This window comes from Halalkalibaculum sp. DA3122 (assembly GCF_043951865.1).
Classification (GTDB): domain Bacteria; phylum Bacteroidota; class Rhodothermia; order Balneolales; family Balneolaceae; genus JAMQKA01.
This window is the reverse complement of record NZ_JBINJF010000003.1, coordinates 197,164-221,889: the sequence shown is the minus strand read 5'-3', so window position 1 is coordinate 221,889 and position 24,726 is coordinate 197,164. Positions and strand designations below refer to the sequence as shown.

Annotated in this window: 18 protein-coding genes and 1 pseudogene; 11 read left to right on the top strand and 8 right to left on the bottom strand. The window is 50.5% G+C overall.

Features of this window, described 5'->3' with window-relative positions; genetic code table 11:
- The first annotated feature begins 33 nt into the window (after nucleotides 1-33).
- Both ACG2F4_RS03685 and ACG2F4_RS03680 read left to right on the top strand, forming a co-directional pair.
- On the top strand, nucleotides 34-534 hold the full coding sequence (locus ACG2F4_RS03685; RefSeq protein ID WP_395258562.1) for a thioredoxin family protein: 501 nt from the start codon (nucleotides 34-36) through the stop codon (nucleotides 532-534).
- A 78-nt stretch (nucleotides 535-612) separates the two neighbouring features.
- On the top strand, nucleotides 613-1,281 hold the full coding sequence (locus ACG2F4_RS03680; protein WP_395258560.1) for a metal-dependent transcriptional regulator: 669 nt from the start codon (nucleotides 613-615) through the stop codon (nucleotides 1,279-1,281).
- A gap of 80 nt (nucleotides 1,282-1,361) precedes the next feature.
- On the opposite strand, the gene ACG2F4_RS03675 is transcribed toward ACG2F4_RS03680, so the two are convergent.
- The gene (locus tag ACG2F4_RS03675; protein WP_395258557.1) at nucleotides 1,362-2,621 is read right to left on the bottom strand and encodes a PepSY-associated TM helix domain-containing protein; all 1,260 of its coding nucleotides are present in this window, start codon (nucleotides 2,619-2,621) and stop codon (nucleotides 1,362-1,364) included.
- 6 nt (nucleotides 2,622-2,627) lie between these two features.
- Nucleotides 2,628-5,015, bottom strand: a complete 2,388-nt coding sequence (locus ACG2F4_RS03670; RefSeq protein WP_395258554.1) for a TonB-dependent siderophore receptor — start codon at nucleotides 5,013-5,015, stop codon at nucleotides 2,628-2,630.
- Nucleotides 5,016-5,548: 533 nt separating this feature from the next.
- Between ACG2F4_RS03670 and ACG2F4_RS03665 the strand changes: the two genes are divergently transcribed.
- Nucleotides 5,549-6,925 carry a replication-associated recombination protein A gene (locus tag ACG2F4_RS03665; protein WP_395258551.1) on the top strand — a complete coding sequence of 459 codons (1,377 nt, stop codon included), beginning with the start codon at nucleotides 5,549-5,551 and terminating at the stop codon, nucleotides 6,923-6,925.
- 28 nt (nucleotides 6,926-6,953) lie between these two features.
- On the opposite strand, the pseudogene ACG2F4_RS03660 reads toward ACG2F4_RS03665, so the two are convergent.
- Nucleotides 6,954-8,400: pseudogene (locus ACG2F4_RS03660) on the bottom strand (ammonium transporter).
- Between the two features lie 202 nt (nucleotides 8,401-8,602).
- Between ACG2F4_RS03660 and ACG2F4_RS03655 the strand changes: the two are divergent.
- The gene (locus ACG2F4_RS03655) at nucleotides 8,603-9,178 is read left to right on the top strand and encodes an NADPH-dependent FMN reductase (RefSeq protein WP_395258548.1); all 576 of its coding nucleotides are present in this window, start codon (nucleotides 8,603-8,605) and stop codon (nucleotides 9,176-9,178) included.
- A 76-nt stretch (nucleotides 9,179-9,254) separates the two neighbouring features.
- Here ACG2F4_RS03655 and ACG2F4_RS03650 read toward each other — a convergent pair whose 3' ends face one another.
- The 4 genes from ACG2F4_RS03650 to ACG2F4_RS03635 all read right to left on the bottom strand — a co-directional run bounded on the left by ACG2F4_RS03650 (nucleotide 9,255) and on the right by ACG2F4_RS03635 (nucleotide 14,283).
- Nucleotides 9,255-9,956, bottom strand: a complete 702-nt coding sequence (locus tag ACG2F4_RS03650; RefSeq protein WP_395258545.1) for a response regulator — start codon at nucleotides 9,954-9,956, stop codon at nucleotides 9,255-9,257.
- Nucleotides 9,946-11,646: a sensor histidine kinase gene (locus ACG2F4_RS03645; RefSeq protein ID WP_395258542.1), complete on the bottom strand. Its 1,701-nt coding sequence runs from the start codon at nucleotides 11,644-11,646 to the stop codon at nucleotides 9,946-9,948. Before ACG2F4_RS03645 ends, ACG2F4_RS03650 begins: the two co-directional genes overlap by 11 nt.
- 144 nt (nucleotides 11,647-11,790) lie before the next feature.
- A complete protein-coding gene (locus ACG2F4_RS03640; RefSeq protein WP_395258539.1) occupies nucleotides 11,791-13,827 on the bottom strand; it encodes a M1 family metallopeptidase in 2,037 nt (678 codons plus the stop codon).
- Between the two features lie 75 nt (nucleotides 13,828-13,902).
- Nucleotides 13,903-14,283: a response regulator gene (locus tag ACG2F4_RS03635; protein ID WP_395258536.1), complete on the bottom strand. Its 381-nt coding sequence runs from the start codon at nucleotides 14,281-14,283 to the stop codon at nucleotides 13,903-13,905.
- A gap of 591 nt (nucleotides 14,284-14,874) precedes the next feature.
- Here ACG2F4_RS03635 and ACG2F4_RS03630 point away from each other — a divergent pair.
- The 7 genes from ACG2F4_RS03630 (at nucleotide 14,875) to ACG2F4_RS03600 (ending at nucleotide 23,091) form a co-directional block, all read left to right on the top strand.
- Nucleotides 14,875-15,768 (top strand): DUF72 domain-containing protein, encoded by an 894-nt coding sequence (locus ACG2F4_RS03630; protein WP_395258533.1) that lies wholly within the window; start codon nucleotides 14,875-14,877, stop codon nucleotides 15,766-15,768.
- Between the two features lie 73 nt (nucleotides 15,769-15,841).
- Nucleotides 15,842-17,530, top strand: coding sequence for a potassium channel family protein (locus ACG2F4_RS03625; RefSeq protein WP_395258531.1), 1,689 nt, complete (start codon nucleotides 15,842-15,844; stop codon nucleotides 17,528-17,530).
- A gap of 438 nt (nucleotides 17,531-17,968) precedes the next feature.
- Entirely contained in the window at nucleotides 17,969-19,054 is a 1,086-nt protein-coding gene (locus ACG2F4_RS03620) for a hypothetical protein (protein WP_395258528.1), read from the top strand.
- Nucleotides 19,055-19,323: 269 nt separating this feature from the next.
- Nucleotides 19,324-19,719, top strand: a complete 396-nt coding sequence (locus ACG2F4_RS03615; RefSeq protein WP_395258525.1) for a hypothetical protein — start codon at nucleotides 19,324-19,326, stop codon at nucleotides 19,717-19,719.
- Nucleotides 19,694-20,119, top strand: coding sequence for a T9SS type A sorting domain-containing protein (locus ACG2F4_RS03610; protein WP_395258522.1), 426 nt, complete (start codon nucleotides 19,694-19,696; stop codon nucleotides 20,117-20,119). Before ACG2F4_RS03615 ends, ACG2F4_RS03610 begins: the two co-directional genes overlap by 26 nt.
- An 8-nt stretch (nucleotides 20,120-20,127) precedes the next feature.
- A complete protein-coding gene (locus ACG2F4_RS03605) occupies nucleotides 20,128-20,565 on the top strand; it encodes a hypothetical protein (RefSeq protein WP_395258519.1) in 438 nt (145 codons plus the stop codon).
- A 384-nt stretch (nucleotides 20,566-20,949) separates the two neighbouring features.
- Nucleotides 20,950-23,091, top strand: coding sequence for a M3 family metallopeptidase (locus ACG2F4_RS03600; protein WP_395258516.1), 2,142 nt, complete (start codon nucleotides 20,950-20,952; stop codon nucleotides 23,089-23,091).
- Nucleotides 23,092-23,342: 251 nt separating this feature from the next.
- Here ACG2F4_RS03600 and ACG2F4_RS03595 read toward each other — a convergent pair whose 3' ends face one another.
- Nucleotides 23,343-24,653 carry an alpha/beta hydrolase family protein gene (locus ACG2F4_RS03595; RefSeq protein WP_395258513.1) on the bottom strand — a complete coding sequence of 437 codons (1,311 nt, stop codon included), beginning with the start codon at nucleotides 24,651-24,653 and terminating at the stop codon, nucleotides 23,343-23,345.
- Between the last annotated feature and the right edge of the window lie 73 nt (nucleotides 24,654-24,726).

Sequence of the window (24,726 nt, the reverse complement as noted above, 5' to 3'; positions counted from 1 at the left end):
CGTATACTCAAAGTTCAACAAATTTTATGCAGAATGAAACAGACAAGTATGTTACTGGCGGTACTTTTTTTTATGACCGTATCGGCATTTCAGGGAGTTGATCGCACAGCCAAGATAAACTGGTATTCCCTGGAGGAAGCCCAGGAGCTTGCAAAATCGGGCGATAAAAAGGTGATGATCTACATGGAGGCCAGCTGGTGCGGGTACTGCAAAAAGATGGAACGAGAGGTGTTTCCCCAAAAGGCGGTCCAGGATTCGCTTCACAAATACTATTATCCAGTACGCCTGGATGTGGAATCGAAGGATCGGGTTACCTACAACGGCACTGAAATGTCGGAGCGGGAGTTTGCCGGTTCCATTCGCGTGTCGGGAACGCCCACTTTCCTTTTTATCAATGGACAAGGAGAGATTTTGGGAAAACAACCGGGTTTTATTCCTGTCGATACATTTAAATCATTGTTGGCATATGTGGGTTCTGATGCCTACGCCCGCGTAAAATTTGACCAGTACATCAAAAACAGGTCCGAGGAATAATTTACGGCGGCTACAAATCGGTGTAGATGATTTCGTATATTCGGGATAAAGATTTTTAGAAATGGAGTACTTGTATACATGGTTCTGAGCCAAGCTGTCGAAGATTATTTAAAAACTATTTATGTATTGGAATCGGAGGGCAAGGGCGCTTCTACATCCAGCATTGCCGAATCGATGGATGTGTCGTCGGCTTCGGCCACCAACATGGTAAAAAGGCTCTCAAAAATGGGACTGGTCGATTACCAGTCGTACAAAGGGGCCACCCTCACCAAATCGGGCACAAAGATTGCCCTTGAGATTATCCGCCACCACCGCCTGCTGGAGCTGTACCTGCTGGAGGTACTCGGTTATTCCTGGGACGAAGTGCACGAGGAGGCTGAGAAGCTGGAACACCACATATCGGAACAGTTTGAGGATAAGATTGCCGAATTGCTGGACAATCCCACCCACGACCCGCATGGAGATCCCATCCCAACCAAGGAGGGCGTCATGCCTGAGCTGAATGCTGAGCCGCTGGGAGACGCGGATGCGGGGAAAACCTATATCGTAAGCCGCGTGAAGGACCAAGACCCGGAGGTGCTGCGCTACCTGGAAAAGCTGGGAGTGCTGCCGGGGGTTAAAATTAAAATCAGGGAGAAAGCCCCGTTCAACGGCCCCCTTACGATTTTACTTGAAGAGACAGAGCAGGCGATCGGCTATGAGATTGCCAACAATATTTTTGTGGCCGAAATGCCTGGAAACAGTTAACGTCGCGCGAGCTTGCGGTGCAGACTGTCTGAGGATTGAGACAAACAGGTCTCTCGGGGTATCTAAGTAATGCCTCCCCCTCACTTGTTTACTATTTCCGGTTCCGGGCTCGCATATTCCGGTTCTTTAAATGATGGATTGATATGAGATTTATCGGAGCGCTTCCGGTCTCTTTTTTCGCGTGCCCACTGCCGTTTTTTTCGATCCCACCAGATGATGAATCCGGTAACGGGAAGGCTCCCGCAGATCAGGCTGGCGATAAAAGCGATAATTTTCCCCGGCAATCCGCCAATGGCACCTACATGGATGTCGTAATTCATCGCCAATAGTTTTTCCCCGGCGTTTTTGGAATCGTAATCTTCTCCCGCAATCAGCTCCCCGGTGTACTGGTCGTAATCCAGGTGAAAATGTTCGTAATACGTCTGCCCGTCCGGATATACGGTGGCCGTGATCGTCCCCTGGCTGTCAACCGGCGTTGCCAAACTGATACCGTAGGCGTTGGGATTTTGATTCCAGGCGTTGCGGTAAATAACCTGCAGGGGGGATTCGATTTCGTCCGATGGTGCGGCGGCTGAAACATGTTGCTTGTGCTCGTCAGGGGGGAGTTTGAATTCACCGGTCCCCAAAAAGTAAATCGCCTTTTTGGCGGAGGGAAAATACCAGTAGAGTCCCGTAAATGCGAGGATGAGCGCCAGTGTCAAAAAGTAAAAGCCGAGCACATTATGCAGGTCATAATTAACTCTCCGCCAGGTGCTGCCCCACTTGATCCTGAAGCTGCGCTGCCGGCCCGCCTTGTTCCACTTTTTGGGCCACCATAGAATTATTCCGGTAATGAGCAGTACGATAAATATGACAGTGCTCCACGCAACAATCGGCTGACCAATCGGCGTGGCCAGCAGGAGGCTCCAGTGTATGCCTTTCACAATTTGAAAGAAATCCTTTTTCTCATTCTGTATGCCGGCGACCGCTCCCGTATATGGATTTATATATACGGTGCGATAATCATCCATAGAGCCAAAATAGGTCCACGCGAACTCATCACTGGCCTGGTAATTCATGGCCGACCAGTTTCGGTCAGGATCTTTGTAGGTGGTGAGTCCATATGGCAGGTGCTCTATCTCGAGTGCTTCGGCCGCTTTCTGCTCCAGTTGTTCAATCGGCAGGGGCTGGCGGTCCGACGGCTTTTCCTTTACATAATAGAGATCGCTTTTTACGATGTCGGAGATCTCCTGGTGAAAGACAAACAGGCATCCCGTTATGCTCAGGATGAGTACCACCAGCCCGGTTATGAGACCGAGCCAGCGGTGGATGACAAGCATTATTTTTTTGAATGAAGGCATGGCAAATTAAAATTTGTAGGAGAAGCTCGCGGTTATGTTTCGTGGCTGCTGGGGATTGATGGTTGACCATCCCTTGTAGTAGGTAGTGTCGCCGATATTGTTGACTTTCAGGTCCAGCCGGTAGCTCTCGGTTTCGTAAAAGACCGAAGCGTTGAGGACTGTATAGGAAGGCAGGGTAAACTGGCCGGTGGAGGCCCGGTTGAGAATCATATTTTCGCTGGCGTAGTTACCCCCGAATCCGAGGCCGAGATCCTGGAGCGGCCCATCGGGAATACGGTAGCTGATCCAGCCGTTGATCAGGGTTTGGGGACCAGCTTCTTCAGGTCGCCGGCCGCGGTATTGATCGTTGTCGGTTTTGGTGATTTCGCTCTCGTTGTAACTGTAACCGGCAATGACGTTCAGCCCGTTGACAGGGGAGGCGGTAATGCTGGCCTCAATACCTCGGCTGTAGTTTTCCCCATCCTGCTCATACTGTTCCGGGGCCACCTGGCGAACAACATCGGTGACTCGGATATCGTAATAGCTTACAGTGGCTGAAAGGCGGTCATTCAGCAGGTTGGTCTTAATACCGGTTTCCCACTGGTTTGCACGCTCGGGTGAAAAGTTGAAGGTTTGGTTTCCTGAAGTGATTGGAGCGACATTGCTGAACCCGTTCATATAATTGGCGAACAGCGAAAGTCTTTCCGGCAGCGGCTTTACAACCACTCCGAATTTGGGTGAGTAGGCGATCTGGGTGTAGTCGTCATCATCGGTGGAGACGGTTCCCTCATTATCGAAATGGTCGACCCGCAGGCTGGCCATTACCGACAGCTGGGGCAGTATATCCACTACATCAGAAATGTAGGCACTGTAGACTTGCTGCTTCGTCTCACTTTGATTAACTGGCGCGGTGGCCAGGGCGGTGTCGGCCGCTTCTTTTGAAAGCCCGCCGGGGTCGGTGCCGAGCGATACGGTTCCCAGCCCCACATATCCGCTGCTGTTGTTGATGACGTTTTGCTGGAAATAATCAATCCCGATTACCATTTTGTTGTCTGCCCCGCCGATTGAAAAATCACCAATAAAGTTTTGCTGGATATCGGTGCCCAGGGTTGTGGAGTTTTGTTTGCTCAGGTAACGGGCAAACGTGCTGTTGGTGCCGTCGCCGGCGAAATCCCACAAGTAGGTGTAGTATCCGTCAGTTTGGGCATTGCTGCTTGAAATGGCAGTTTGAGAGGTCCACTGGTCAGAAAGCCGGTACCTCATCTGGCCCTGGAAATTAAAGGTTGGATTCTGAATAGTAAGTGTATTACTGGTAAACGAGTGATTAGGGTTGTAACCCAGCTCCTCCATGTTATGGGCTGTCAGCTCTGCACTTCTATTCAGGAATAGCATGGTGGGATTGGTGCGCTCGGCGTTGTAGTATTCGGTGCGGATAAGAAAAGAGAGGTCCTCATGTACGCGGTAGGAGAGGGACGGAGCAACAAAAAGAGACTTGCTGAATCCGGCATCCTGGAAGCTGTTTCTGGAGTCGTATGCCGTGTTGACGCGCAGTGCGATATCCCGCTCGCTGCTGACGGGCGTATTAATATCTGCCGTTACCCGGTTCAGGCCGAAGCTCCCGGTTTTGTAGGAGATATTACCTCCGAAATTGTAGTAGGGTCGCTTGGTTACCACGTTGATCAGTCCGCCGTACGATACGAGACTGCTGCCGTAGAGCGTGCCGGATGGCCCCTTGATGATTTCCACCCGCTCAATGTTGGCGGGATCCGGAGTGCCGTTGGTGAGGGCGGGCAGCCCGTTCACCATTGTGGGCTGGGCTGAGAATCCACGCAGGGAGTAGTAGCCGGCTCCGTCGCCACCGCGACCGGTAGATTCCCAAAGCTTGGTCACCCCGGGGGTGTTGGTGAGGGCATCCTCGAAACTGGTCGCAACCTGGTCCTCCAGCAGGTCAGAGGTAACCGTGTTGTAGACCTGGGGATTGTTGATATTTCTGATCGGCAGCTTGGCGACATGCTGTGTAATATCAGTGCTGAACTTGTTCGCATCACCTGCACGTACAATAACTTCCTGCAGCTCCTGGTTTGAGCCTGAGAGCGTGACATCGATCGTGAGAGATTGGTCCGCCTGAACCGATATGGCTCGCGTTTCCTCCTCATATCCGATGCCGGAAACCACGAAGGTGTAGTCGCCCGCCGGTATTTCATTGATTATGTAGTACCCATCGGTATTGGTTGCGGCCCCGTAGCTGGTGCCTTCCAGACGGATGTTGATATTGGGAAGCGGCTTGTCTTCAATATCGATGACCCTTCCCTCTATGCTGCCGGTTGTTTGTGCCCGGGCGCTGAAAGAGACCGATAATAGAAGTAAAACAAGAAAAACGGGTATTTTAAGGAGATTTATTTCAGAAAATGCCATTGGTTCTGTGGTATTCGCTATGTTAGGGTTAGGGATTGTGATTTCTAATACAGCTGCGATGCCTGGTGGCCTGGCTTGGTCATCCCATACCGGGCATGGACAAGCGGATGAAACTATGCGAAAGCCACGAAAACAGGCCGGCACAGCCGGAGTTATGTATGAGGTTCTTTATTTTTGGTTTCAACAACGTATTCTTACCTAGACCGTATCTAAATAAGACGCCGCAATTTTATTTAGATTTGGTTTAAATAACAAGAATTTTTCCATTTAGTTTGTGTCGGTCCCTGGTCTTGAACAGTCAATTCAGCCAGTGGTTTTCAGAGCCCTGTTTTTTAGCCAGACAAGCTTGAATAGCAGAGTTTTTAATGCCCCGGTAAAGATGTGGAAGTTCAAAGAGTTGTTGCCAAACGCCTGCCGCACACAGGTGAGGCTGGGACCAGGTTAAAACGATCTATTAAAAGGTTTAATTTTGAACATGGAAAAGCTTAGATTTTACACGTTGTCAACTGCCACCAGAAACAACTCTATCGCAGATGAATCTTTTTGAAGAGGAAAAAGCGGATCCGGCCAAGAAATCGCAGGAAAAACGGTCCGTGGTAAATCCCCATGAACCGCTGGCCACCCGCATGCGTCCCGATTCACTAGACGAGTTCGTCGGGCAGGATCATATCGTCGGAGAGGGGAAGATGCTGCGCCGTATGATCGAGAGCGGGGTGATCGGCTCGCTGATTTTTTACGGTCCCCCCAGTTCGGGAAAAACCACGCTTGCCCATGTTATTTCGCGGGAGATCAATGCCAAGTTTGAGGTGCTTAACGCGGTGCTGGATGGGATTAAAGATCTGCGACAGGTTGTAGAGCGGGCCCAGAAGATCCAGCAGATGAACGGTAGAAAAACGATCCTGTTTGTGGATGAGATCCACCGCTGGAACAAAGCTCAGCAGGATGCGCTGCTGCCGCATCTTGAATCGGGTGTGATCACCTTGATCGGCGCGACGACCGAAAACCCGTATTATTCCCTGGTAAATCCGCTGCTTTCCAGGTGCCAGCTTTTCGAGCTCTATGACCTCCAGGTTGAGCACGTAAAGACGATGATCGACCGGGCGCTGAAGGACAAGGAGCGCGGACTCGGCCATAAAGATGTCATACTCACCGAACCGGCCAAAAATCACCTGGCAGAGTTCGCGGGTGGAGATATTCGTAACGCCATCAACGCCCTTGAAGTGGCAGTCCTCTCCAGCGATAAGGATGAAGAGGGAAACATTCTTATCGACCTGGAGATCGCCAAAGAGTGTATCCAGAAACGCAATGTGCGCTACCAGGGTACCGGTGATGAGCATTACCATTACGCCTCGGCCTTTATCAAGTCGATGCGCGGCTCAGACGTGGATGCGGCCCTCTATTGGATGGCGGCCATGCTTGAGGGTGGGGATGATCCCAATTTCATTTTTCGGCGCATGCTTATCCTGGCCTCTGAAGATGTGGGGATGGCCGATCCGCATGCCCTGACGATGGTGAATTCGGCACACGAGGCGTTTACCAAATGCGGCATGCCGGAGGGGCTCTATTTCCTGGCTCATGCCTGTATCTACCTGTCGCTGGCACCCAAAAGCAACAGCACCGGGGCGGTATTTTCGGTCCGGAGCGAGATTAAGAATCGCGGTACAAAAGCGGTGCCGCCTCACCTGCGGGACAAAACCGCCAACTCCAAGGAGGCCCGCTACCTGGATAAAGAGAATGCCTCCGACGACTACAAGTATCCCCACTCTCATCCATACCACTGGACCGAGCAGCAGTACCTGCCAGAGGAACTGGAAGGTACGAGCTGGTTCGAACCTGGGAATATCGGCCGCGAAGGCAAGCTATGGGAACGCCTCCAGAAGATAAAAAAAGCCTGGCGATCGAATAGCTAACTTCTTATCGTCCGCCGACTCCCGGGAATCAGGAGTCGGGGTCTACATCAACAGGAAGGATGGCGTTGTTGATAAGATTCAACTCCTGTTCGGCGTCAAGGTCCATCATTTCACGGGCGTCATTTACTCCAAAGAAATCGGGATATCCACGTACCCCGTGCTCATATTTGTCGAGCCCGTTGAGTTCCTCCTCGGCACTCACTCTTAAATCGTGGAACTGCTCAATTCCCTTAAAGACCAGGTATGCGGTACCGATCGTCCACGCAAAGACGGAGAAGATTCCCAGGGCCTGTACCAGCAGCTGTGTAAAAGAACCTCCAAAGAAAAGGCCCGTTAATTCCGTGGTGTAGGGTGACTGTGCAAAGAGTCCTACCGCCAGTGTGCCCCAAACGCCGGCAAAGCCGTGCACGGGTATCGCTCCAACCGGATCATCAATGCCATTCTTTTCAAGCAGATACATTCCGAGCATCATGGACAGCCCCCCGATGCTACCGATGATCAGGGCCGACACCGGAGAAACCACTGCACATCCCGCTGTAATAGCGACGAGGCCGGCCAGCGCGCCGTTGAGAGTATAGGTCAAATCGGGCTTGCCGCGCCTGTACCAGACGACTGCCATCGTGGTAACAGCTCCGCCCGCCGCAGCCAGGTTGGTGGTAACGGCAATACGCGCGATGGACAGGTCGGCCCCGAGCGTACTTCCGGGATTGAAACCAAACCAACCAAGCCACAGGATAAACACGCCCAGTGTACCCAGAGCCATGCTGTGGCCGGGGATATTTGTTACTTTTCCGCGGGCAAAACGACCAATGCGTGGACCCAGAATCATCGTGCCGGCCAGTCCGGCCCAGGCTCCCACACCATGGACCACCGTGGATCCCGCAAAATCATAGAACCCCAGCTTTTCCAGCCACCCGCCCCCCCCAGATCCAGTGCCCGACAATGGGATAAATAAATGCCGTAATAATCACGGTATAGATGATGTAAGCCGAAAATTTGGTTCGTTCTGCCACCGCTCCGGAAACAATCGTAGCCGCGGTGGCGGCAAAAACGGCCTGGAAAAACCAATACCCATACAGCCAAGCGTCCAGCTCGCCGCTGGGAGTGACCGCTTCCGATAAAAAGAAATTGGAGGTGCCAAAGAGCCCGAACATGTCGGTTCCGTACATCAGGCCAAAACCGCAAGCCCAGAATACGATGGTACCCAATCCAAAATCCATCAGGTTCTTCATCATGATGTTGGTGACGTTTTTAGCCCGCGTAAATCCGGTTTCCACAAGGGCAAAGCCGGCCTGCATAAAAAATACCAGGAAACCGGCGACCATTACCCAAAGCAGGTCGGCAAACGTTTTCCCTTCGACGGGGGAAGCGGTTGTGTCCAGTAAAACAGGGGCCGGATCCGGCATTGCCACCAATAGTCCTGGAGCACCGGCGAACAGTACCAGCAGTATGACCGGTATAATTATTCTTCTCATCCACTTAATAAAATTAGGTTAATATTGCAATTAAGTGAATATATTAAATTAAATATGAATAAATTAAAAATAAATTTAGTTATGATTTAAATTTATGTTTATTAATTAAGTAAATTTTCAATAAGGTCTTAAATGATTAAGATGGAATTATTAACTGTCGAATTTGGTATACTTTTTTTCAGCACTAATAGAACAGCATGTAATGATTGAACTGAATATTATTAGCGGTACCGACCGCCCCGGCTCTAATGCGTTGCGTGTATCGCGTTATTTGCGAACACGATACCGTGAGATCGAGGAGGTGATGCCTGAAATCATCGATCTGCGATACTTCCCACTCGAACAGGTTAGCGGAGGGCCTTACGGAAAGGAGAATGAAGAAGTCCGGAAGTTTACTACCAAACTGCTGGATGCCGACGGGCTCTGCGTGGTTGTACCCGAATATAATGGAGGGTATCCCGGCATTCTGAAGCTGGTTATAGATTATCTGCCCTATCCGAGCGGACTGGAGAAGAAACCGATCTGTTTCGTGGGAGAGGCCGATGGTGCTTTTGGGGCTTTACGAGCAGTTGAGCAGATGCAGCAGGTATTCAGTTATCGGAATGCATATATATTTCCGGAACGGGTCTACATTCCCAGGGTAAATGATAATTTTGATGAGGAGAAAGGGATCAGCGACTCATTTCAGCAGCAACTGCTGGATAACCAGATCAAAAATTTTATCCAATTTATCGCCGATACCAAATCCCAAAACGTGTTGGAGGGGTTGAACGACTAAGAACTCTCTGTCTGTAAGTGGTACCCTCCCTGCCTTGCTGATCTGCCAACGATTATCCGCAGAGTCGATCTGACCATTACTCAATTTTCAGCATATAACCTACGCCGTGCAGGGTAACCAGGTACTGCGGGTCGTCGGGGTGTTGTTCAATTTTGGAACGCAGTTTTGAGATGTGAACATCCACCGTACGGGTGTTGGTGCTGTGCTCGTACCGCCAGACATTTTCCAGCAGGGCATCGCGTGAGACCGGTTCATTGGCATGCGCGGCGAGGTACCGGATAAGTTCGACCTCCCGCGTGGTCAGATCCTTTTCCTCCTCCGGGTGCCTGGCCAGGGCATTTTTCAGGTCAATCGTTACCGGATCCAGCTCCAGATCGTTGATCGGTTTTGACTTGGAGTAGGTTTCTGAACGGCGGAGACGGGCTTTAATGCGTGCAAGCAGTTCCTTAACGCCGAACGGCTTGGTCATATAGTCGTCGGCCCCGATGTTGAGGCCGGTGACTTTGTCAATTTCCTGGTCCCTGGCCGTCAATATAATGATGGGAAACGTGTAGGTCATGTTGCGGACTTTTTTACATACGTCATAACCGCTCATTCCGGGGAGCATGAGATCCAGCAACATCAGGTCGGGATTCTCTTTTTTTACAATTTCGACGGCTTCTTCACCTTCTTCAGCCACAAAAACATCATATCCCTCGTTTTCCAGTGTATCCTGTAAGGTAAAAATGAGGCTGGGCTCGTCTTCAACAATTACTATTTTTTTTGGGTTATCCGACATACTGGGGTTTATCTTGCTGATTAATGTGTTGTTGTGATTGTTCGTCTGTAGTACCCTTACCGTTATTTCCGGGATCGACCAGAATCGGGAATTCCACGATAAATGTAGAACCGTTTCCTTTCACACTGTCAACCTGTATGGTGCCGCCGTTCAGCTCAACAAGGTTCTTGACGATCGAGAGTCCTAAACCGTGACCTTTGCTTTGGGCTGTCAGGGAGTCTTCGACCCGGTAGAATTTTTCAAAAATATGTTTGATCGCGCTCCTGGGTATTCCCACCCCGTGATCTTCTATCTCAAGGCGCACCTGCGTATGCTTTTTTTGCAGCTGTATACCGATATATTTTTCATCTTCGCTATATTTTATGGCATTTTCAACCAGGTTCCCGATGATGGTGTTAAAACTGTCTTCATCCACCATGACAGGAGGCAGCGACTCGTCCATCGATATATCAAGAGTGAAGCCTTTGTTGTTGATATAGGGTTCATGGTTATCCAGGTATCGTTGAACAAGCCGGTTCAGGTCAACGGGTTTGGGTTCAATAATGGACTGTCCGGCATCAGCTTTGGCTACATCCAGCAGCTTTTCTATCATTCGCTTTAGCCGGAGAGCCTCGCTGTGGATATGCCGGCCGTAGGACTGGAGCCGCTCCTTGTTATCCACGCGTCCATCGGCAAGGTTTTCGCCCGCCGCCTGCATTACGGCAAGAGGGGTCTTCAATTCATGGGTTACATTGGCCAGGAAGCCGGCCTGCCGCTCCGCCAGGGCCCGCTCTTTTTGCGCGGTGACAAAGATAAACCCGATCGCTCCCAGCAGGATGACGACCGCACCACCCAGTACCGCAAAATTTTTGAACAGCGAGGCCTTGGAAGCCGCAATCGTGGGACTTTCGGTAAAAGCTACCTTGAGCGTCCAGTTGTCAAAGAAATCGGGAAACCGCTGCTTGTACTGCACCTTGTCTTCGTCAAAGGTGCGCGCGTGATCGCTGCTTATGACCGTCTCGTCCTTGGTCCAGTCCCGCAGCCAAACCACTACGCCGCTGGAGTCGGGGTTGCCGAAGCGCCGCACCAGCTCTTTATGCAAGTATTCATTAACCAGGTAGTCCTGGTCGATCAGCATGGTCAGATAGCCAAAAATCTCCTGTTCGGAGAGATTGATCAGCGCCAGGGTCATGCTGTAGTGGGTATCAAAAATGCTTTTATAGTTAAACCGGTATTCGTCAATGAGCACTTTCATGCGGGTTCGCGCAATGCCCATCCCGTCGCACACGAATTCGGAATATTCGGTAGTCGGTTTAAATTTGCGGTCAAGCTGATCAAATCTGAGCAGGCTGGTTTCATTCTGGCAGGCCCTGCAGCCGTGAGGTTTGAAATAGATGTCGGTAAAGATGGAATCGGCGGCGGCCTGTTCGATGTGTCGCTGAAATGCCGGGGGGAATTGCCCTGTTTGTTCAAACACCCGCTGGGTATGATCCATGTCGAGCTTGTCAATTCCCCAGTACGGATTGAAAAAACGGTGATGAACCTTGTCAGTAAATTCTGATACCTGCAGTTTCTTGTTTTCCAGGTCCGATTCAATCGTTGTTTGGTGCAGGCGAAATAGCGAAAAGACATTCATCGCCGTCAGGCCAAGAATAGTGACAATGGCCGTGCCTAGTAAAACCCAACGCAATGAAAGGTATTTTTTTAACATATGCAGTTTCTTTGAAAAAGAAAGTAATATGAATGAAGGTTAAATGTAAACAATTTCTTGCTGGGGAGAATTGCAAAAAATAAAAAGAGGGACATCTGTCAATGCCCCTCTGTAACGAATCTAAATATTAATCCTTGCAGACGTTTATTTTTGCCAGGAATTGTTGGCCCTGTTCACATCCGGGAAATGATGTTGAGGGTCAATTTGAACCCCGGTTACTTCGGCTTGGTGCTCTATGAGAAGCTCTGCAGATGTGTTGCCCCTCAGCCAGGTGTCTACTTCGATATGACGGGTCAACGTTTCGCCGTTGTCCAGCGTTATCTCTACTGTCGCCGGCAGCGGCATTTGGCCTTTGTCTTCGATCACGATCCGCGTTCCGTTTGCTGTTGAGGTGACATCCCCGACCGCCTGGTCAAGAATCCACGTCTCATAGTAGAAGCTTCGCCAGAACCAGTCAAGATCCCGCCCGCTGACCGCTTCAAAAATATTAAACAGGTCCCACGGGTAGGGATGTTTGTATTTCCATTCGCTCAAAAACGTCTGGTAGGCTTTTTGAAATGTTTTTTCGCCCAGCAGGTGCCGTAGTATCACCAGGCCACTGCCGGGTTTCGGGTAGGAGGCCACTCCGAAAGCAGGACCGGGATAATGATAGTCAGACCATCGCATAATGGGACCTTCCAGGTAGGTGCCGGCGATGTTTGTATATGAATTAAATTCGTTGATGTCCGGATTGCCGGAATCGGAGAAATAGTCTTTTCGCGCCTGGTTTTCGTTAAAAGTCGTAGTGCCCTCGTCGATCCAGCTGTAGCGGCGCTCATTGGTGCTTACAATCATCGGAATCCACATGTGGGCAAATTCATGGGCGATCACGTAATAGAGACTTTCCTGAGGCTGGTAGTTATAGGAGCCGATGATGGTAATCATGGGGAACTCCATCCCCCCGCCGATAATGCCACCGCCTTCAATGGAGGTCATATGCGACCAGGGATAACTCATGCCCAAATAGTCTGAAAAGAAGGTGATGGAATGCTGGGCATAGGGGACCGCTTTTTTCCATTTGGGAGCTGAAAGGCGATAGACGGCATCTACAAAAGTGTATTCCTCCTGTCCATCGTTATCGCGATCTCCAACTGAGGCGCGCGCGCCCTCCCAGACCGATTCTTTGGTAACACTGAAGGCAAAGTCATTGATATTTTCTGCCGTGAACGACCAGGTTAATGTGCCGTCTCCGGTTGAAGGAGTGATATTCCCGAAGTCGCTGCTGTCTACAATGGCTATTACCTGGTCACTCTGCTGGGCCTGGCGGTAGCGCTCGGCAACGGAAGCGTCCAGCACCTGGCCGGCATTTTGCAGGTTGCCCGTGGAGGTAACCAGCCACTGTTCCGGCGCGGTGATATCGACCGAATAGTCACCAAACTCATGGTAGAATTCGGCGTTGTTTTTAAACCGGTCGGTGAACCAGCCATAGACATCGTCATATACCGAAATCTTGGGATACCAGTAGGCAATAAAAAAGAGGTTGTCTTCGCTGTACCCCATACGTCCGCCGGCCCCTTTCTGCGGCACCTTGAAAGCCCACTCCACCTCAACCTGTGTTGAGCGACCGTGTTTGAGGGCCGAGGGCAGGGTCAGAAACATGCGGGTTCCATCAATATAATAGCCCTGTTGTCCCTGCATCGTGATTTCCCGGAGCTCGCGCCCTTCCACTGTCACGCTTTTTATCTCAATTCCTCCCGTTACCTCCACGTTCTCTTTGCGCGGAACGCCTTCTTTGTGCACATTTTGTGCCAGTTCAAGCATAATGCCGTTCAATGAATCGGGGGCGTTGTTGTGGTAGGTGATGGTACTGCGGGCCGTGACCCTCTTTTCGTCCGGGATAAGCTCCACGTCCATGTCGTAGTCTACCTTCTGCTGCCAGTAATCTTCACCGGGAGTGCCCATGGGGGTCCGTGTGCCCTGTCGGACCGAACGCTTGTACGCGTACGGAATCTCAAAATCTATGGAGTTCGGAACGGGCCGATCCAGCTCCAGGGGGAGGGTGGTGTCCGGAGGGGTTGCCTGGGAGGCTGCCGTAGCGGCTGTTTCCGGTTGCTCGGCACGTTGTTGTACCGTGGCGCATCCGGCGATAAACAGGGATATTAGTATAACAAAAGAGAGGGATTTCTTAGCTGTCGGTATCATTGTATTCTGTGATAAATCAGGAATTGTGGATTATGTATTTGCTGGGATAAGAGACTTGACAAGCAGTTATTTGGCTTAGCTGACGGTCTTGAAATGCTTGTCGATGGATTTTTTGAGATCGTCAAATTCTATCGGCTTGGTCAGGTAGTCCAGGTAGTCGGTTTCCTGGGCGCGTTCTACGTGGTAGGGATCGGAATTGCCTGTAATATATATGACCGGCACGTCCGAAAATGTTCGAATTTCTTTCATCGCTTGAATGCCATCAATCTCTCCCTCAAGGGAGATGTCCATAATAATGAGATCGGGATCAATACTTTTTGCCGTCTCTATTGCTGTTTTGCCGTATACCAGCTCTCCCTCAGTCTCAAAATCAAGTCGTTCAAGATAACTTTCATACAATAAATTCAGAATAAGGTCATCTTCAACAATGAGAACTTTTTTCTTTGTGTTACCCATACAGCGTTAAATCATTTTATAATTCGATTGATAAAATAGTAAGAAGATTATTTTATTCAATTTAAACAAGAGATGGATCGGTCCACCGGATTCCGGAATGTTATATTGAAATAATCAGCAGAATCACCTTTTCCCGCATGAATCACCTTTTCCCGCATGTTGGCACGGCTGTCAGAGAGGCCGTGGAAAGCCTCCTGAATCGTGTAAATATTAAAATGAAGTTAGGACAATTTTCGATCAAATAAAAAAAGTTGCCGTGCCTGGATAACAGGCCGCACCCTGTGCGGTAGGCCAAAAATACATACAAATATGCTAAAATCGGAACTTCTTTATAATGGAGGTTTTGCAAAACCCTCCATTAATGAATAGGCAGGAGCTGAGGTAGCGGGGATTGGCATTCGGTATTACGAGAATTCCTCTCGTTCGACGTGTCGGGGCCGTCAGGCTCCCGGGAAGAGACCATTCGGGAAAAGAGAAAAAAATGAATACCTTCCGTCTGAATCTTGAGAAAGAAGAATATACAAACCGAGGGTTCTGCAAAACAACGGTTTTGTAAAGCCCTCTGAACCGTAAATACATGACCCTGTTTTCATGAAATTTGGCAGCGCAGATCATCCCGGAAGCATTGATTTTTTCCTACCCCAGGATCATCCCGGAACCGCGGAGGTGCTTGAAAAAACGGGTTCTTCCGAACCCCCTGAGATATATGTGGGCTGTGCCAAGTGGAACCGGAAAGATCTCAAAAATTTTTATCCGAAAGGGACCGGCGACGAGCTGGAATACTACGGCTCGCAGTTTAATGCCGTGGAGATGAATGCCACGTTCTACCGGAATTTTTCGGAGGACCAAATCAATGACTGGTACCAAAAAGTGCCTGAAGGGTTTCGTTTTTTTCCAAAAGTAAACCAGCGGGTCAGCCACTTCAAATGGCTGAATGATGTTGAAAAAGCACGAGATGATTTCCTGGACAGCGTAGTGCATTTCAGGGAGAAGCTGGGGACGGTTTTCCTGCAGCTGCGCAGCAAGTTTGCCCCCAAATTTTTTGATCGTGTGGTCCGTTTCGTCGAGGAGTGGCCGGAAGGTATACCGCTGGCCGCTGAATTCAGGCACACGGATTGGTTTAATGATCCCGCTGTGGCCGAGGACCTCTACCAGTTACTGGAGGAAAATAATGTGGCAAATGTAATTGTGGATACCGCCGGCCGGCGCGATCTGCTGCACATGCGCCTGACGAATAATGAGACGTTTGTCCGCTATGTGGGCGCGAATCATCCCACCGATTTTACGCGACTGGAGGAATGGGTGCAACGACTCCAGCGCTGGACCGACCAGGGATTGGATAACATTCATTTTTTCGTACATCAGAATGATGAGCAGCGATCGCCCGAGCTGGCTGCTCATTTTATTAAAAACCTGAACGCAGAGTTGGGGTCAAATTTGAAGGTGCCGAACTGGCTTGATGGTGGCCAAAAGGACCTGTTTTAAAAATGCTGAAAGCTATTTGTACGGCCGTAAAATCGGTGATAAGGGACAAAAATAAGATCAAGAAGTCAACCAATTGAAATTTTTCTCTTCCCAGCTTACGCAAATTATCTCCAGCCGGGATGCCCGGTATAATATCAAGCGGCTTGCCCGTTTCCTGGCACTACTTTTTGTGATTATCTCGGCATACACCGTCATATTTCATTATATCATGGAGTATGAGGGGCAGGAGTTCAGCTGGATTACCGGCTTTTACTGGACACTCACCGTCATGACGACCCTGGGATTTGGTGATATCACCTTTACCAGTGATTTGGGGCGCGCGTTTTCAGTAATTGTACTGCTGTCGGGGATGGTATCGCTGCTGATACTGTTGCCATTCACGTTTATCCAGTTTTTCTATGCCCCGTGGCTCGAGGCGCAGTCAAAGGCGAGGGCCCCGCGTCAACTCCCTGAAGATACCCGGGACCACATCATTATAACGCATTTCAACCCGATTTCCAGGGCGCTAATGGAAAAGCTTGAGCAGTACCATTACGAGTACGTGCTGCTTGAAGGCGACCTGGGACAGGCGCTCGAATATCACGACCAGGGCTACCATGTGGTCTACGGGGAGCTCGATGACCCCGAAACCTACCGGAATCTTCGGATCGGGCAGGCCGCCATGGTGGTAACGCTGGGAAGCGATATGGTAAATTCCAACGTGAGTAATACGGTTCGGGAAATGGATGAGGATGTAACCATCGTGGCCACGGCCAACTCCGCCGACTCTATTGACCTTCTTAAGCTGGCCGGGTGTTCTCACGTCATACGAATGGGAGAGATGATGGGCCGATCGCTTTCACGCAGAACGATCGGGCAGGACAGCCGGGTTCACGTACTCGGGCGATTTGACAGGCTGGTGATTGCTGAAGCGATGGCCTACCAAACACCGCTGGTGGGCAAAACGCTGAAAGAGAGCCAGCTGCGGGAAAAGATGGGGATCAACCTGGTGGGTATATGGGAACGAGGGCAGTTTATAAAGCCCCATCCCGATCTTGCCATCAAAAATGAGAGCGTGCTTATTATGGCGGGGTCCACCGATCAGCTCAGATCGTATGACGAGTTTATGGCTATCTACCGGGTTTCTGATGAGCCGGTCATCATCGTGGGGGCGGGACGCGTGGGGCGTGGTATTGCCGAAGCTTTCGATGAACGGGGACTGGATTACCGGATTATTGACAAGGATCCCGCCCGTATGAAGGAGGATGAGCGATATATCCTGGGCTCGGCCGAAGATTTTAGCGTGCTCAAAAAAGCGGGAATTGAGCAGGCGCCGTGCATTCTTGTCACCACCCACGATGACGATATGAACATCTATCTGACGATTTATGCCCGGAAATTGCGCCCCAACATTCAGATTATAAGCCGTTCAACGCTGCAGCGAAATGTATCAACCCTGCACCGGGCAGGGGCTGATTTTGTACTGTCCTATGCAACAATGGGTGCAAATGCTATTTTTAATATTCTGGAGCGAAACGATATCGTTATTATTGCCGAGGGACTGAATGTATTTACTGTTAAAACCCCTGCCCGGCTTGTGGGAAAAACACTGATTGACTCGCAGGTTCGACAAAAGACCGGCTGTAACGTGCTTTCCATCCGGGAAAATGACCAACAGATTGTAAATCCTGAGCCCGGTTTCAGAATATCCGAGGAGAGCGAACTTGTCCTGATCGGCACCAACGAGGATGAAATGAGATTTATGGATGAATTCAGGGAATAAACAGAGCTGCCGGAACTTTTGACAAGTCCTGAAAAAGAGGGCTGGGTCGGAACATCATCTTACTTCCATTTGATAGAAAACGGGTTTCGAAAAAGGAGTGTAAATTGCAAGGGCCTCCCTACACTGCAAACAAAGGTAACCGTTCAGGTTCGGCAGGGATGATATGTCTAAACAGGTTAAAATTTATTTTAAACAGCTTTTTTTATGACAGTATCATAGAACAAAGACAGATTGTTACTTCTGTAATAATTTAGGCAGGCTACTCTATAGGGCGTTGGCAAAAAGCTTCTGTTATTCAGAGTCAGGATTGCTAAATAATAAATCAAAGAGATCTTCAGTAGTTTTATGGGGTACGTGAGGGGTTTGTTGTATGCATGTTGCGTGGTGTTTCTTGTTCTCCAGAATCCAGCCATTGCATGGGGTCAGCCGCAACCATTTGTGACAACGTGGGAGACCACCACGGAGAACGAATCGATAACCATCGGTACCCGGGGCGGATGGGCTTACACCGATTATGACTTTACAATCGACTGGGGCGATGGTACCGTGGAAACGGGAAAACGTACTACTGGCGGGTGCGACGGGCAAGCGTGGACAATGATACGCTGGCAAGCGGATGGACCCGGCGGGTTACTGTTCCCGCCCCCCTCTACTACCTCTCCGGAGAGGGGTGCGGCTATCGAGGTACCGGAAACGCTGGCCTGGTCGGACAGTTCCTCACGCTATCGGTATCACCTGCACCTCTCGAGCGAGCCGTCGTTTACAGATACGCTTCAGTACGATTCTACCCTTACCGCCGCGAAGTGGGAACTGTCTCGTCTGCAATCACTGGAGAAGGGGGCGACCTTCTACTGGAGAGTTCGAAAGCAGGGGATCGACGACCGGGGGCTGTTCAGTGCCTGGACTTCATCTGAGTTATCCATAGCTGTAAATTCACCTGTAATCAGCGGTCCGGCGGAGGGGGCGCATCTCGACCTCCCGGTGACGCTCGCATGGGAACCCCGCCCCAAAAAGGGATACCGGCTGGATGTTCAGATCGCTTCAGATCCGGATTTTCGTTCCATCACCTGGCAAGACTCCATATCCCTGGAGGGAAGTCCTCCTTCAGAGGAGCTTAGCCGTCGGGTAGTGCATAATCTTGATGCTAATGAGACCTATTACTGGCGCATTCGCCGGCGGATGGCCGGGAACAAAGCGTTTGCCAGCCGCTGGCAGAGCCGGTCTTTCTACGTGAAACCCGATTTTGTCCGACTGAAAACAGACACCATATTTACCCTGAAACCCAACTATGTCAATGTCATGCTCCATGCCCTTGACCGGGATCATGAGGGTGTCACGGTATTGGATAAAGATTCATTTGAAATATTGGAGAATAACGGGGGTGGGACCTGGCGGGGCGTCATCGGCTGGAGGAGGTACTCCGGACACAGGGGGAGAAGCGGGTGTATGCGGTGGATGTCAAAAGCGATCCCGCTGATTTCAATGAGGAGGCGCTCCGGCAGATCGGAAATGCGGGGACTATGATTGAATCCGGATTTGAGAACCTGGAGCAGCGATTCACGGAGGTACAGGAGAGCATATAGCAGTACATCAACTCCTTTCACTGGATCAACTACACCACCGTAAGTAAAAATGCTTCGACAGGGCTGAAAGTACGGGTGAAACAGAACAGCAACACCACAGAAGATGCTGAAATAGATACCTTTTTTGATGCCGCCCGCTTGTATCCGCTGAAAGAGGGGATCGTGGTCAACGGGTAGGCTGATAATTTTTCCGGAATTGATACACTCTCCATGGCGGCCAATGATACCCAGACAGTGCATGTTCAGACACTGTTTTCCTATGCGCTGCAACCCTACCGGTTTGATATTTCTGCTCCGCAAAAGCTGAGGATTGAGCCGCACTCTACGCAGCCGTTTGCCTATGTTGTTTATGGCAATGGAAATCAGGGCGATCAGCTCACTATTACTATTACCGATACGGCGGCCCAGTCGTCTCACCTGGAGAAGAAGCTGGTCGTTGACTTTACCGAGCCGATTGATGTAATAAAACGACCGGTGATGGCTGACTTAGACGAACCGGCTCATAAGTCGACCGGAATCAGCAGGACTCCGGCCTTGTATTGGACCAACGCACGTCAGGCTGGAAGGGGAGAACGGCAGGATGGGCGGCCAGGCCGTACTAATTGAGCAGGAAACCGGCCGGTCTTACGAGCTGAATGCAGGCCGGAAGACAGAGATTACTCCCGGTGCCCAAACAACGAGTTATGTACTGGTAATCGGAAATGACCGGTATATCGAAGACCAGCAAAAGCAATACCTGCCGTCGAAGATCGAAGTGAGTCCGAATTATCCCAATCCCTTTAACCCGGCCACCACCCTTTCGTTTACGCTGCCCCGCCAGAACATGGTCAGCCTGAAAGTGTATGATGTGATCGGACGGAATATCGCCACGTTGATAGAAGAAGTACGTCCGGCAGGTGTTTACCAGGTTCGATTTGATGCTTCGGGGCAGTCGAGCGGAGTGTACTTTGCGGTCTTTGAGATCGGCAACCGGCGGATTGTACAAAAAATGATGCTAATAAAATGATTGAGTCGATGATGAAATGGTTCGATAACAGGCGGATGCTGGTACTGGCCGTTGCCGCTGCGGCAGCAATAGGATGTAGCAGTCCCACTTCCCCGGAGGAGGAAACGTTGGAGGAGGATATTACCGCCCCGCCGGTTCCGAAGGCCGTAACGGGAGAGACCGGGAACGGGGAACTGGTTATTGACTGGGATGCCGTGTATGGAGATGATCTGCAGGGATATTATGTTTATCGTGCGGAAGATTCGATCCCGGACTCGACGTCGCTTGACCCGATTAACGGGGGCAAACCGGTCAGCGGTACCAGTTATACAGACTCAACAGTTACAAACGGAACTACCTATCACTACCGTATCTCGTCTGTAGATACCAGCGAAAATGAGAGCGGTCTTTCGGTTGAGCTGGTGTTAACGCCTTTCCTGGCCCCCCAAACCGACCTTGAAGAGTGACTCTGAAAGCTGTTCGTAATATGAGAGGGTTTTACAAAACTTCTCAACCTCGTTCGGAAAAAGTTCGACTCCCGTTAAAAGATCAATAAGGTCGGTGGTACAACCACCTTCCAACACAATAGTGGATTCTGCAAAAGACCCTATAAGTTATTTAAATAGGTTGCTTAAAATATTTACTTTAAGGAACTTCAATCTATTAATGATCATGTCTTGGAGTAGCCGACTTCTGCTCAGCTGAACATGCAATCTTGCTCTTTCGCGACATGGTTACAAATTACTCCCGGCTATAGCCTGTTAGAGATCTTGCCGGTTTAACCGGTTTGAAGGTACCGTTGAATATGGCAGAAAGACTATAACTGTTCATTTTATTTAACCACCCGAATCATGAAAAATATCTCCCTTTTCATACTCTTTATGGCTGCCGGTATAGTACTGTCGGCCTGTAGTCAAAACAACCGTAATACGGACGAAATGAATGAGAATCCCCTGTTTGCACCCAGTCCCCTCCCGTTTGAAGCTCCTGATTTTGATGCGATCGATGTTGAGCATTTTCGACCTGCTTTCGAGGCGGGGATGGAGCGCGAGCTCGAGGAGATAGAATCGATCGCTTCAAATACTGAACCCCCCACTTTTGAAAATACGATTGTGGCGATGGAGAAGAGCGGTGCCTTGCTGCGTCGGACGAGCTCGGTGTTTTACAATCTGACTTCTGCCCACACCAATGATGAGATTCAGGAAATTCAAAAAGATATGGCGCCGAGGCTGGCGGCCCATTCCGACAATATCTTGCTTAATGCCGAATTGTACGATCGGGTGAACACCCTCTACGAAAAGCGGGAAGAGCTGGACCTGGATGAGGCCTCACTGAAGCTGCTGGAAGATACCCATCGCGATTTTGTGCGCGCAGGGGCTCAGCTGAATGAAGAGGAAAAACAGCGCATGCGGGAAATTAATGAACGTATATCCTCCCTGACCACCCAGTTCCAGGAGAATCTCCTGGATATAACGAAGGAGCGGGCGGTTTTGGTAGATGACGAGGAACAACTTGACGGACTCAGCGAAGATCGAATAGCGGCGGCGCGTGAGGCTGCCGAGGAGCGGGGGCATGAGGAGGGATACCTGCTAACGATTACCAATACCACCCGGGTTCCGATCCTCAAGGAGTTGAACAACCGGGATCTGCGGCAGCGCGTCTGGGAAGCTTCGGCCTACCGGGGTATCGGAGAGGAGGGCGGTATCGATAACCGTCCGCTGGTATTGGAACTGGCTGGCCTGCGCGCCGAACGGGCGGAGCTGCTGGGCTATCCCAATCATGCAGCATACAAGCTGGAACCCCAGACGGCCCAAACACCGGAAGCCGCCCTCGATATGTTGTCTGACCTGATCCCGCCGGTGATTGAAAACACGGAAGGCGAAGCAGAGGCGATACGGGAAATGATGCGCGAAGACGGTATAGAGGGAGAAGTGAAACCCTGGGATTGGAACTACTATGCCGAGAAGGTCCGCCAGGCTGAATACAATATCGATCAGTCGGAAGTACGGCCCTATTTTGAGCTGAATCGCGTGCTGCAGGATGGCGTATTCTACACGATGAACCGGTTGTTCGGAATTACATTTGAGGAGCGGAAGGATCTGCCGGTCTACCACCCGGATGTTCGCGTATTTGACGTGTATGACGAGGAAGGCTCGCAGATCGGCCTGTTTTATGCCGATTATTTTGAGCGCGAATCCAAACGAGGCGGGGCGTGGATGAACTCGTTTGTATCGCAGTCGCACCTGCTGGATAAAAAACCGGTGATTGTAAATGTGATGAATATTCCAAAGCCGGCTGAGGGAGAACCCGCACTGATCAGTTTTGAGAATGTCACCACCATGTTTCACGAAATGGGTCATGCCGTACACGGGCTGTTTTCGGATGTCAGGTATCCTTCCCAGGCGGGTACTTCGGTTCCGCGTGATTTTGTAGAGTTTCCTTCCACGTTTGAGGAGGATTGGGCCGTTGAGCCGGAAGTGCTTGAAAATTACGCGGTTCATTACGAAACGGGCCAGCAGATACCGCAGGAACTCCTCGACAAGGTCATTGCAGCACGCGATTTTAACCAGGGATTTGATACTCAGGAATACCTTGCCGCTACCATGCTGGACCTGGAGTGGCACCTGCTCGAGAGCGATGAGATTTCCGAAGACGTACTTTCTTTCGAAGAAAAGGCGCTGGAAAAATACGGACTGGATATGGAAGCGGTTCCGCCCCGGTACAAATCGCCCTATTTTGCACATATCTTTGCGGGCGGGTATTCGGCAAATTACTATGCCTATATCTGGAGCGAAGTACTTGCCGCCGATGCTTTTGCCTATATGCAGCAGGAGGGCGGACTGGAGCGGGAAAACGGCCGGCGATTCAGGGAGTATATCTTGTCGCGGGGGGGCAGCCGGGACGCGATGGAGCTGTACAAAACGTATCGCGGCCAGGAGCCCGATGTGAAACACCTGCTTGAGAGACGGGGACTCAGCACGGGTGGCAGGTGATGCCTGTGAATGGTGTGTATGTAACCTGATGAATGTTACTCTGGGAATGCCGGATTTGGATCCAGTTCTTCGGTGCTATTTACATGCAACAGGTGTGGGAGAAAGCATATTTTTCCCCATTCAGCCCGCTTGTTTCCAGAAACAGATTGGCTAAAAGAGGTCTTTGCAAAAACCCTGGTTTTTAACGACCTCGAAAACATTTCGTCCGACGAATAGTTTAAATTTTTATAATATCGTTGGACTCAATGTTTTTAATTCACCAGGTGCTTCTCCAAAAACTTCAGAAAGATCTCCCAGTCGGTGGGCAGAGTTCCATGACCTCCCTCATGCATGAAATAGCTGATAGTACCGAATACCGGATTCCCCGCAGAAGGCCACTGATCGGTACCTAGTCCCTGTTCGCCCAATAGCCGGTAGACCCGGGCCGCATCTGCGGCTGCCAGAAATTCGCCCCTGGGGTCAGACCAGAGATCCTCATTTCCCGTTTGCAGAAGCAACGGACGAGGAGCAATAAGGGAAAGCAGCAAGTTGCCATCCACCGGCAGCTGATTGACGTGTTCAGCAAACACCTGGTAGTTTGGGGCAAACTGATACGGGTATCGTGACGGAGCTGTCAAATGGGCAACAGTTTCCCCATAGTTGCGTCGACTCAGGGCCGCGCCTCCCTCACCTGAACAGCTGGCTATCACCGCTGCAAACCGCTGGTCACGGGCAGCTGCCCAGAGCACCGTTTTACCAAGCCGGGAAATTCCCATCAACGCAACCCTGGCTGCATCAATATCCCTGTCCGTTTCAAAATAGTCCATCGCCCGGCTCAGGCCCCAGGCCCATGCTGAAATGGCTCCCCATTCATCCGGTCTTCGTTGATTTTGTCCCTGTTCCCTGTATAGTCCCCTGACGCCGTGTTGATAACCTCCCTCAAAATCCGGTTCAATATCCCCGTAATACACCGTGGCTATGCCGATGCCGCGGGAGATGAATTGTTGAACATCCAGTTCTCCGAAATTGCTTTTCTCAGGAGCGGGAACGCGTTCCTGCTCCCTGTTCCAGATATGACCGCGTTTAACCCCGGGATCATTCACCCTGGTCGAATTTGCTAAAAAGCTTGGGGTAAAGAGTATTGGGACAGGGGCGGTCGCCTCAGCCGGCAGGTAGATCAGCAATTCCATACTGGGTTCGTTCTCCTCGGAAGAAAAATATACTGTTACCTGTTTGCGGACGGCGGTTCCGTCATGCGTTACGGTTCCTTTGTCGAACACATTGTATTTCAGGTCTGCGGGAGGTTCGGGGGCACGTCCAAATTGAAATTCCTTGAACAGTTCGAGGAGCTCCGGGCGACGCTGTTCATACCAGGTGTCAGCATTATCTACCTTCTCCCCGTTGGCAAGCAGCAGCGGGTCCGGAAGCTGATATTTACCCACCTTGTCCTCATCATAATTGACCGGTATGCCGGCCACGGTGTCGGGGGCTTGCGCCTTGACTGGATAGGTATTCAGAAGCAGAAAGGGAAGGAGAAGCACAAGGTGAAGACTCCTGCCCTGTTTACGTCTATTACCAAACATATTTGCTGGACTATTCATCATCTGTTGGTTTTAGTAGATCTAATTCAGCTGTTTACGGCTCTCAGGCGATTCA

Coding starts and splice junctions, on each gene's coding strand:
- ACG2F4_RS03685 (WP_395258562.1), top strand. CDS start 34: ATGAAACAGACAAGTATGTTACTGGCGGTACTTTTTTTTATGACCGTA.
- ACG2F4_RS03680 (WP_395258560.1), top strand. CDS start 613: ATGGTTCTGAGCCAAGCTGTCGAAGATTATTTAAAAACTATTTATGTA.
- ACG2F4_RS03675 (WP_395258557.1), bottom strand. CDS start 2,621: ATGCCTTCATTCAAAAAAATAATGCTTGTCATCCACCGCTGGCTCGGT.
- ACG2F4_RS03670 (WP_395258554.1), bottom strand. CDS start 5,015: ATGGCATTTTCTGAAATAAATCTCCTTAAAATACCCGTTTTTCTTGTT.
- ACG2F4_RS03665 (WP_395258551.1), top strand. CDS start 5,549: ATGAATCTTTTTGAAGAGGAAAAAGCGGATCCGGCCAAGAAATCGCAG.
- ACG2F4_RS03655 (WP_395258548.1), top strand. CDS start 8,603: ATGATTGAACTGAATATTATTAGCGGTACCGACCGCCCCGGCTCTAAT.
- ACG2F4_RS03650 (WP_395258545.1), bottom strand. CDS start 9,956: ATGTCGGATAACCCAAAAAAAATAGTAATTGTTGAAGACGAGCCCAGC.
- ACG2F4_RS03645 (WP_395258542.1), bottom strand. CDS start 11,646: ATGTTAAAAAAATACCTTTCATTGCGTTGGGTTTTACTAGGCACGGCC.
- ACG2F4_RS03640 (WP_395258539.1), bottom strand. CDS start 13,827: ATGATACCGACAGCTAAGAAATCCCTCTCTTTTGTTATACTAATATCC.
- ACG2F4_RS03635 (WP_395258536.1), bottom strand. CDS start 14,283: ATGGGTAACACAAAGAAAAAAGTTCTCATTGTTGAAGATGACCTTATT.
- ACG2F4_RS03630 (WP_395258533.1), top strand. CDS start 14,875: ATGAAATTTGGCAGCGCAGATCATCCCGGAAGCATTGATTTTTTCCTA.
- ACG2F4_RS03615 (WP_395258525.1), top strand. CDS start 19,324: ATGGCGGCCAATGATACCCAGACAGTGCATGTTCAGACACTGTTTTCC.
- ACG2F4_RS03610 (WP_395258522.1), top strand. CDS start 19,694: ATGGGCGGCCAGGCCGTACTAATTGAGCAGGAAACCGGCCGGTCTTAC.
- ACG2F4_RS03605 (WP_395258519.1), top strand. CDS start 20,128: ATGATGAAATGGTTCGATAACAGGCGGATGCTGGTACTGGCCGTTGCC.
- ACG2F4_RS03600 (WP_395258516.1), top strand. CDS start 20,950: ATGAAAAATATCTCCCTTTTCATACTCTTTATGGCTGCCGGTATAGTA.
- ACG2F4_RS03595 (WP_395258513.1), bottom strand. CDS start 24,653: ATGTTTGGTAATAGACGTAAACAGGGCAGGAGTCTTCACCTTGTGCTT.